A 9,026-nucleotide genomic window follows, 5' to 3' on the forward strand; every position below is an offset into this window, starting at 1 on the left:
TTTCGATATAATTAAGCTGAAATCAAAGGCATTCGAAAAGATTTGACATGAAACGAAAATGCTTTGATAGTTCTCGATGAGGGCTTGAAACGATCTTTGGGAGGAGATCAGATGAAAACTTTCGCAAGGCTTATGGCTGCATCCGCGCTTACGGCATCGTCGCTGGCGGCAGGTGCAACGGTAGCTCAGGCAGAGGACTTGACCGTCTGGACGATCAGCTATTCAGCTGAATCCCAGGTCAAGGCACTGCAGACGGCGGCCGAAAATTTTGAAAAATCCCATCCGGGCGTCAATGTCGAGATCGTCATGCGCGGCGTCGACGAGCACAAGACGGCCCTGCGGGTCGCGGCCGGTTCCGACAGGGGGCCGGACGTCTATATGAGCTGGGCCGGACTGGGGCTCGGCGGTGAATATGTGAAGGCGGGCCTGAGCAAGGACATCACTGCCGATTACGCAAAATACGGCTGGAACGACCGTCTTACAGCACCCTCGCTGGCATTTTCCAGGAGCTATGGCTCCGGCCAGCATGGCGTGCCGTTCCGCTTCTCGGGCGAAGGTCTCTATTACAACAAGGCGATGTTCGAAAAGGCTGGCATCACAGCAGAGCCGAAGACCTATGAGGAACTCGTCGAGGCAGCCAAGAAGCTGAAGGAAGCGGGAATTCCGGCTTTCACATTCGGCGGCTCGGTCAACTGGCATCTGATGCGCCTGATGGACGAGATCCTCGAGACGAGTTGCGGCGCAGAGGTGCATGACCAGCTGAAGGCGATGACCGCCGACTGGAGCACGACCGAATGCGCCACCAAGGCTTTCGGCGAAATGCAGATGTGGGGGCAGAACTACATCCTGTCGCCATTCATGGGGGTCGATCAGAAGCAGTCCTTCACCCTGTTCCTCGCCAAGCGGGCGGCGATGATGCTCGAGGGCGACTGGCTGGTCTCGCAGATCAAGGAGGGCGGCAATGTCGACGACTACGACGTCTTCCCGTTCCCCAACGGCACCGGCCGCCTCTATGGCTTTGCCGAATATTTCTACATCTCGTCGAAGACCAGCAAGGCGGAGCTTGCGGCGGAATTCATCAACTCGTTCACATCTACCGAATTCCAGACGGAAATTGCCGGCACGTTCGGCGCACTTTCCGTCAACAAGGACGTGAAGCTGAAGGACGATGCCTCCGCCATGCACAAGGAATGGACCCAGATCTTTGCCGATGCGAAGGGGACCTTCGTCAACGGCGACCAGGCCTTTCCGCTCGACGTGACGACCGAGTATTTCCGCGTCATCAACGATGTTGCGGCTGCCAGGATCGAACCGCAGGCTGCTGCGGCTGCGATGCAGACATTCATCGGCAACCGCAAGAAGTAAGTCGGACGACGAGCCGATCTCTCCGCGGCGTTCGTGCCGCGGAGACCCGTCGACCTGCGTGACAGGTCAGGATCCGGACAAGCGGGTTTCCAATGTTCAATTCGAAAATCATGCAGTCCTCGCGGACGCAAGCCCTGATGCTGATCGGCCCGGCGCTTGTCGTCTATGCCACCTTCGCGATCTGGCCGATGATCGAGGTGGTCTTCCTGAGCTTCCAGCGATGGAACGGCCTCGATCCGAACAGGGAGTGGGTGGGGCTTGCCAACTACCGCTACATTCTGACCAACGACCCTGTCTTCTGGGTGGCGTTGCGCAATACCGTCACCTGGACGATCCTCGCCGTCATCTTTCCGCCGACGATCGGCCTGCTTCTGGCGCTTGGCCTCAATGAGCGGCTGTTCGGCCGCGTTCCGATGCGGGCGATCTACTATCTTCCCGTCATCATCGCGCCGATCGCGGTCGCGACCATGTGGCGGTGGATGTATGATCCGTTCTTCGGCCTGTTCAACCAGGTTCTCACCAATCTCGGCTTACAGGCCTGGATCAGTGACTGGCTCGGCGACCGCGAGATCGCCCTCTACTCCATGTTCGTCGCCTATACATGGCAGTATGTCGGTTTCTCGATGGTGCTGTTCCTGGCCGGCCTGCAAAGCGTCGATCGCTCGCTCGTCGAGGCCGCGCGCATCGACGGTGCCAACCGTGTTCAGGTGTTCCGGCATGTGACGCTGCCGGCGCTCAAGGTGACGCTGGCAATCGTCCTCGTGCTTTCGACGATCTCGTCGCTGAAGGCTTTCGACATCGTCTACGGCATGACCGGTGGCGGGCCGGCACAATCCACCCAGATGCTGGCGCTGTGGGCCTTCATGCAATCGATGCAGATCTTCGACTTCGGCAGGGGATCGGCGATTTCCGTCATCCTGCTTCTGGTCACCCTGACGATCGTCGTTCCCTACCTGCGCTGGTCGCAGCGCGATGAAGGAGCAAGCGAATGACCATCATAGCCGGCCGACACGATGACCAATCCCTGCAGCTGAAGCCACGCCGGGATCCGTTTCTCATCCTCCTCTGGATCGTGCTTGTCAGTTTCGCGCTGGTGTGGATCGCTCCGGTTGTCCTGATCGTCTTCACGGCACTCAAGTCGAATGCCGAGGTCATGGCGACGAGCGCATTCACCCCGCCGGAGGCAATCGCCTGGAACAACTTCTCCGGTGCCTGGGCGCGTGGCAATTTCGAGACGACATTCAAGAACAGCGTCATCATCACCGTCATCAAGGTACCGCTCGGACTGATGATCTCGGCGATGGCGGCCTACGCGCTGGCAAGGATCAGGCTGCGCTTCGGCAAGCTTCTGCTCGTGTTCTTCCTGTTCGGCGCGATGATCCCGTTCCAGGTGATGCTTGCCCCGATCTTCACGCTGGTGAACGGTTTTGGCCTGATCGATACCTATCCCGGTGTTATCCTGCCCTATCTCGCCTTCGGCGTGCCCTATCAGGTCTTCATCCTGCACGGCTTCTTCAAGGCGGTGCCGAAGGAGTTGTCGGAAGCGGCACTGATCGACGGGGCGTCGCATGTCACGGTCTTCCGCCGGATTTTCCTGCCGATCTCACTTCCGGTTCTGGCGGCGCTGCTGATCCTCGATTTCGTTTCCACCTGGAACGAATTCGCCATGGCGCTGGTGCTGCTGCAGGATCGCCACATGTGGACGCTTCCGCTGGGTCTCATGTCTTTCCAGGGGCAGTTTTCGACAGACTATGGCCAGCTTAACGCGGCTATCGCCATGACCGTCTTCCCGGCGATCCTCGTCTACATGATCTTCCAGAGATACTTCGTCAGCGGGCTGACATCGGGTGCCGTAAAAGGCTGAAATCCATCGATATTGAGGAGTTGGAAATGACAGAAAAAGTAAGCCTTTGGGACGTTTTCGAGTTTGCCGCCATAGGTCCCGCCGACGGTAATCCCTATCTCGACGTCACCTTCGCCGCGACGTTCTCGCTGGGCAATCGCGAGGTAACGGTTCCCGGTTTCTACGATGGCGACGGCACCTACAAGGTTCGCTTCTGCCCGGATACGCAAGGAGAGTGGCGGTTCGTCACGACCTCCAGCGACAAGGCGCTTGCCGGCCTCGAAGGCGGCTTGACGGTCGGCGCCGCAAAGGCTGGCGTCCACGGTCCGGTGCGGGTGCGCAACCAGTTCCACTTCGCCTATGCCGACGGCAAGCCCTATCTGCCCTTCGGAACGACCTGCTACGCCTGGACGCACCAGACGCGTGAACTTCAGGAGCAGACATTCAGGACTCTCGCCGACGCGCCGTTCAACAAAGTCCGCATGGGCGTCTTCCCGAAGGATTACATCTACAATACCAACGAGCCGCTTCACGATGTTTACGAGAAGCGTGCAGATGGCAGCCACGATATGGACCGGCCGAATTTCGAATGCTTCCGGCATTTCGAAACGCAGATCGCGCGTTTGGCGGATATGGGCATCGAGGCCGACATCATCCTTTTCCACCCCTATGACCGCTGGGGGTATTGCACGATGACGGAGGAGCAGGATTTCCGCTATCTCCGCTATATCGTTGCCCGCATCGCTGCCTATCGGAACGTCTGGTGGTCGCTCGCCAACGAATACGATTTTCTTCTCGACACAAAGCCGATGGAACGCTGGGACCGGTTCTTCCACCTCATCGAGGAAGGCGATCCGCTTCGCCATCCGAAATCTATCCACAACGGCGATGTCGACAAGAACTACGACCACCGCAAGTCGTGGGTCGATCACGTCTGCATCCAGAACTGGGACGTCAAGAAAACGCTCGACTGGCGCGCGGCTTACGGCAAGCCGGTCATCAACGATGAGCCGGAATACGAGGGCAATATCCCGAAGGAGTGGGGCAATATCGATGGCCACGAGCTGATCCACCGCTATTGGCTGACACTGTGCCGCGGCGGATATATCGGCCATGGCGAGACCTTCCTGGATGCCGCCGACGAACTCTGGTGGGCAAAGGGCGGCGTGCTGCATGGCGAAGCGCCGGCGCGGATCGCATTCCTGCGCAAGATCTTCGAGGAGGATGCCGTCAATGGCCTCACGCCGATGCTGGAGCGCGGAACCACTTACAAGCGTGTCTCTGCCGTTAAGGATGGCGATGTCCGCTACATCTATTTCGGCGAGCATCAGCCGGTCGAGTGGGCGCTTGGCCTGCCGGAAGAGGATGGCGACTGGGAGATCGATCTCATCGACGTCTGGAACATGAGCATCACGCCGCTTAAAAAGGGGCCGCTGCCGAAGGTTCACCCGCAACGCATTACCGGCGGCTCCCACATCACCAACCAGTTTGCCGCCGCATTCGGGCTTCAGCTGCCCGGCAAGCCCTATTTGGCCGTGCGCATACGCCCCGCCAAGACGCAGTAGAAAGGATTCATCATGGCGACGGTTCAGGTCTCCGATCTGCGCAAGAGTTTCGGCGCATTCGAGGTGGTCAAGGGAGTTTCGATCGACATCCGGGATGGGGAATTCCTCATCCTCGTCGGGCCGTCCGGTTGCGGAAAGTCAACGCTTTTGCGGATGATTGCCGGACTGGAGGACATATCCGGCGGGCGTATCGATATCGGCGGGCGTGTCGTCAACGCGCTCTCGCCGAAGGAGCGCAACATCGCCATGGTCTTCCAGAATTACGCGCTCTATCCGCAGATGACGGTGGCCCAGAACATGGGCTTCTCGCTGGAAATCTCCGGCATGAAAAAGGCCGAGATCGACAAGAAGGTTGGTGATGCCTCCGAAATTCTCGGGCTGACGCCGCTCCTCAAGCGCAAGCCATCGCAGTTGTCCGGCGGTCAGCGCCAGCGTGTTGCCATGGGCAGAGCGATCGTCCGCGATCCGGACGTCTTTCTGTTCGACGAGCCGCTCTCGAACCTCGATGCGAAACTGCGCGTACAAATGCGGGCGGAAATCAAGGCACTGCACCAGCGGCTCGGCTCGACTATCGTCTACGTGACCCACGACCAGGTCGAGGCGATGACCATGGCCGATCGTATCGTCGTTCTGCGCGGGGGTTCTGTTGAGCAGATCGGCACGCCGCTCGAACTCTACGACCGCCCTGAAAACATGTTCGTTGCCGGGTTTCTCGGGTCTCCATCGATGAATTTTCTGCGTGGCAGGCTGGAGGGGCGATCACTGCTGCTTGCCGGCGGCGAGCGTCTTGCACTGCCGTCCCTGCCAAAAGGCGGCGATGCCGGCGAGGTGGTTGTGGGCATTCGCCCGCAGGGATTTGCCGTCGGCACGCAGGATGGGGCCAAGGCAACGATCAAGGTGGTCGAACCGACCGGTGCCGACACGCATGTCCTGGCCGAGCTCGGTGGGACCGAAATAACCTGTGTCGTCAATGACCGGGTGGATTTCGCTCCCGGCCAGGAGGTCCGGTTGTCCGTCGCATCGGCCCAGGTCCACTATTTCGATCCGACGAGCGAGAGGGCGCTCGATTGATGCCCTTGGGTCTGATCTTATGTCCGTTCCTTCGGCAACAGAAGGTGTGGGCGCGCAATACAGAAAAGCCCGGCATTGTTGCCGGGCTTTCCGTTCAGACCTGAATGTTCAGATCAGAAGCTGCGCTGCAGGCGGAGGAAACCGTCCCACTTATCGGTATCGGCAGAGCCGGTGTCGATGTCGGTGTAGTTGACGGTAGCCTTGGCTGTCAGGTTGGTGGTAACGCGGTAGTCCGCGGTTACGCCGACGCGCCATGCATCGCCACCGTCGAATTCACCACGGCTGTCGAGAACGATGTTATCGAAATACTGGGCGCCGGGGCTGATGCTGAACTTGTCGGTGATGTTGAATTCATATTCGGCACCAACGGTCCATTCGGATGCATCGTAGTAACGGTTCTGACCGAAAGCGTAGGCTGCGAAGATGCCGAGCGTACCCGGACCCAGGTCAGCGTTGATGGTCGAAGCCAGGGCCGCGTTTTCGTTGTCGAAGTCGTAGCCTGCGAAGAAGTCTACAGCTACGCCGCCGAACTTGCCTGCGATGACGCCGTTGATGCCGATTTCGTCAGCATTGCCTGCCGAATCGGTCTTCCAGCCGTCCTGCGAGTCGAAAGCGTCGACCTGACCGTAGACGGAGAATGCGCCGCCGTCATAGGTATAACGGATAGAGTTGTTGATCGTGTTTGCACCTTCGCCGCCGTTATCGAACGGAGCAGCGTCGTGCATGACGGTTTCGCCGGACAGACCGATATCGAAGTAGTTATAGAAATAACCAGCGCGGAAGCCGCCGAGTTCGATGAACGTTTCGTTCAGGCTGAACTCTTCTTCGCGGTTCGATTCTGCGCGAAGCGTGATCAGCGAGCGAAGTGCGCCGAGCTCGGTGTCGGTGCGTGCGTCGAAGTAGACCTGGGCGCGGGTGTTGGTGCGGTAGCCGGCGTCGTCACCGGAAAGGTCGTCGTCGCTGCGGCCGTCGGCCTGAAGACGGATGTAACCGCCGACGCGCAGGCAGGTTTCGGTGCCTGGAATGTAGAAGTAGCCCGTGCCGAATGCGTCGCAAACGCGAACATATTCCATCGGCTCCGGTTCAGCGGCAACGATTGCGTCAGCAGCCTGGGCGCCGGACACGGCTACCAGGGCGGCAGCAGAGCCAAAAAGAACGCTCTTGATGTTCATTGAAATCTCCAATCAGACGATGGGCGTCAGCCGCATCCATAAAATTACCGAAGTTCAGTCCGGTGAGAAGAAATTAGTCTCGCGGGCCGGCGTACAAAAGATCAGGTAACGCTCGTTCATCGAAAACACAGGGCGGCACGCGCCGAGCTGTTGCATCTAATCCTCGGTTTGTAACGATGCGTAATCGTCGGGTAACCGAAAAGTATCGAAACGAGCCCTGTGGTGGTTGCGGCGACGATCAAACCCGCCAAAGGCCGGACGCTTCTCAAGACTTCGTGCAGGAATGACGATTCGATGGGTCGAGGGATAATGCGATTGGAGACGATGGAACGCAGGGCGTCTTCACGTAGGGCTTAGTCTGACCAGGGAGGGAATGCCGCTTGCGACCGTTTGGGATAGGTTCACTTAAGCAGAAAGGAAGTGGCAGACTTCGGAAGGAGCGTGCTGTTTTCAATCAGGCAAGACAAGAGGCGGATGCTTCTTTGGCATCGCTCGCCAAGGGAAGTTGCAAGTGTGGCCGACCCAGATCTCCCCGGCTCGCGGCCATGCAGGGCGGACATTCTCTCTATACACCGCTGATGGAGATCGGTGAGGGAGGAAGGGGGCGAAGCGGTGATCGCACCCCCACGGTATTCTTGCTAATCCGCCTTGCCTTCCAACGGTTTCAGCTATCGGCGGTGACGTCACATACGAGGGAATAGCCGCCGCCACGGACCGTCATGATAAGCTCTGGGCGGGCAGGGTCGCGCTCAATCTTGCGGCGCAGCCGGCTGACCTGGTTGTCGATCGCGCGATCGAACGGGCCGGACGTCCGGCCACTGACCGCTTCGAGCAGCCGGTCACGCGACAAGACCGTACGGGGCCTTTCCAGAAAGGCGAGAAGAAGCTGGAAATCGGTGGATGTCAGGACAATATTCGCCTGACTTTCGTCCTGAAGCTGCCTTTGGTCGATATTGAGTATCCACTTGCCGAACCGCAGACATTTTCCGTTATACAATCCGCCGTGGCTCGGCAAAATCGGTTCGGCACGCCGTAGGATCGCCTTGACCCGAGCCAAGACTTCGCGCGGATTGAAGGGTTTGCAAATGTAATCGTCGGCGCCGAGTTCCAGCCCGACGATGCGGTCCGTATCCTCGGCGATCGCGCTCATCATGATGATCGGGGTCTTTGCCGTCGAGCGGATACGCTGGCATATCGACAGGCCGTCTTCGCCCGGCATCATGGCATCCAGTATGATCAGGTCGAAATCGTGCTCGACCATCAGGCGATCCATCGATGCTCCGCTATCGGCGATTGCCGCCCTCATCGCATTGCGCTCGAGATAGCGTTTCAGGGCATCGCGGACTTCCGCATTGTGATCGACGATCAGGATATTCGGCGGTAGGTGCATGTATTTTTCTATCTGTTGTCGCGAAGAAGCGTGCGGACGCCATGCAAGGCGTACACATCTCATCAGACGTGGCGCACTACTCCGCCCCGGAGGGTTTTCTCCAGTCGGCTTGTCAGTGTCCAGGATCTGCTGTCGGCAAATATCGGAATTGGATCAGGTAGGGGGCATCGGGTTACCAGGACGGCGGAGCGGCTAGCTCCGGATCAGTGCCTTAGCTGTTATACAATAACGACAATATCCAAGTGTTCGTCACTCAAGGCAACTCAAAAATCCGTTAACGATAGTTGTTCGGTGTGGTCCATACGCGGGGAGGCGAATGGAAGCGAAGCGCAGCTGGAGCGTTCTGACTGGAGGTCAAATGAACGAATATGGGCCAGCTGCGCTTCGATGGCGGCTCTTCACGAGAGGTGGTTCTCTCGGCCGTGAAGGCCGCCATTTAGGTGTTGATCCGGCCCGCCGGGCGGTGCGGTCAACCAGTAGGAATGCTGATCTGGGTCATTCTGCCATCCGTTATAGTGAGGAATTGTCGCTGAATTATCCCGGCAGCACCCGCATAACGTATCAATGTGTCGCAAGCGCCGCCTCTGCGACGTCCCGATACAATTTCGGTTGATTGATAT

General features: G+C 58.6%; 7 protein-coding genes. 5 read left to right on the plus strand and 2 right to left on the minus strand.

Annotated features, from left to right (window positions below):
- The first annotated feature begins 111 nt into the window (after window positions 1–111).
- The 5 genes from AC0JZ4_RS20130 (at window position 112) to AC0JZ4_RS20150 (ending at window position 5,844) form a co-directional block, all read left to right on the plus strand.
- Window positions 112–1,365: an ABC transporter substrate-binding protein gene (locus AC0JZ4_RS20130; protein ID WP_471888277.1), complete on the plus strand. Its 1,254-nt coding sequence runs from the start codon at window positions 112–114 to the stop codon at window positions 1,363–1,365.
- 92 nt (window positions 1,366–1,457) lie between these two features.
- Window positions 1,458–2,357, plus strand: coding sequence for a carbohydrate ABC transporter permease (locus AC0JZ4_RS20135; RefSeq protein ID WP_471888278.1), 900 nt, complete (start codon window positions 1,458–1,460; stop codon window positions 2,355–2,357).
- Window positions 2,354–3,229: a carbohydrate ABC transporter permease gene (locus AC0JZ4_RS20140; protein ID WP_471888279.1), complete on the plus strand. Its 876-nt coding sequence runs from the start codon at window positions 2,354–2,356 to the stop codon at window positions 3,227–3,229. The genes AC0JZ4_RS20135 and AC0JZ4_RS20140 overlap by 4 nt, the downstream gene beginning before the upstream one ends.
- Window positions 3,230–3,255: 26 nt before the next feature.
- The gene (locus AC0JZ4_RS20145; RefSeq protein ID WP_471888280.1) at window positions 3,256–4,773 is read left to right on the plus strand and encodes a DUF5060 domain-containing protein; all 1,518 of its coding nucleotides are present in this window, start codon (window positions 3,256–3,258) and stop codon (window positions 4,771–4,773) included.
- Between the two features lie 12 nt (window positions 4,774–4,785).
- On the plus strand, window positions 4,786–5,844 hold the full coding sequence (locus tag AC0JZ4_RS20150) for an ABC transporter ATP-binding protein (RefSeq protein WP_471888281.1): 1,059 nt from the start codon (window positions 4,786–4,788) through the stop codon (window positions 5,842–5,844).
- Between the two features lie 113 nt (window positions 5,845–5,957).
- Here the strand turns inward: AC0JZ4_RS20150 and AC0JZ4_RS20155 are convergent, their stop codons facing one another.
- On the minus strand, window positions 5,958–7,016 hold the full coding sequence (locus AC0JZ4_RS20155; protein ID WP_471888282.1) for a porin: 1,059 nt from the start codon (window positions 7,014–7,016) through the stop codon (window positions 5,958–5,960).
- Window positions 7,017–7,680: 664 nt separating this feature from the next.
- On the minus strand, window positions 7,681–8,406 hold the full coding sequence (locus tag AC0JZ4_RS20160; protein ID WP_471888283.1) for a response regulator: 726 nt from the start codon (window positions 8,404–8,406) through the stop codon (window positions 7,681–7,683).
- Window positions 8,407–9,026: the final 620 nt, after the last annotated feature.

It is taken from the genome of [Rhizobium] kunmingense (genome assembly GCF_977018605.1).

Excerpts from the sequence above, each read along its gene's own strand:
- AC0JZ4_RS20140 (WP_471888279.1), top strand. The coding sequence starts at position 2,354 with ATGACCATCATAGCCGGCCGACACGATGACCAATCCCTGCAGCTGAAG.
- AC0JZ4_RS20145 (WP_471888280.1), top strand. The coding sequence starts at position 3,256 with ATGACAGAAAAAGTAAGCCTTTGGGACGTTTTCGAGTTTGCCGCCATA.
- AC0JZ4_RS20155 (WP_471888282.1), bottom strand. The coding sequence starts at position 7,016 with ATGAACATCAAGAGCGTTCTTTTTGGCTCTGCTGCCGCCCTGGTAGCC.
- AC0JZ4_RS20160 (WP_471888283.1), bottom strand. The coding sequence starts at position 8,406 with ATGCACCTACCGCCGAATATCCTGATCGTCGATCACAATGCGGAAGTC.
- AC0JZ4_RS20135 (WP_471888278.1), top strand. The coding sequence starts at position 1,458 with ATGTTCAATTCGAAAATCATGCAGTCCTCGCGGACGCAAGCCCTGATG.
- AC0JZ4_RS20150 (WP_471888281.1), top strand. The coding sequence starts at position 4,786 with ATGGCGACGGTTCAGGTCTCCGATCTGCGCAAGAGTTTCGGCGCATTC.
- AC0JZ4_RS20130 (WP_471888277.1), top strand. The coding sequence starts at position 112 with ATGAAAACTTTCGCAAGGCTTATGGCTGCATCCGCGCTTACGGCATCG.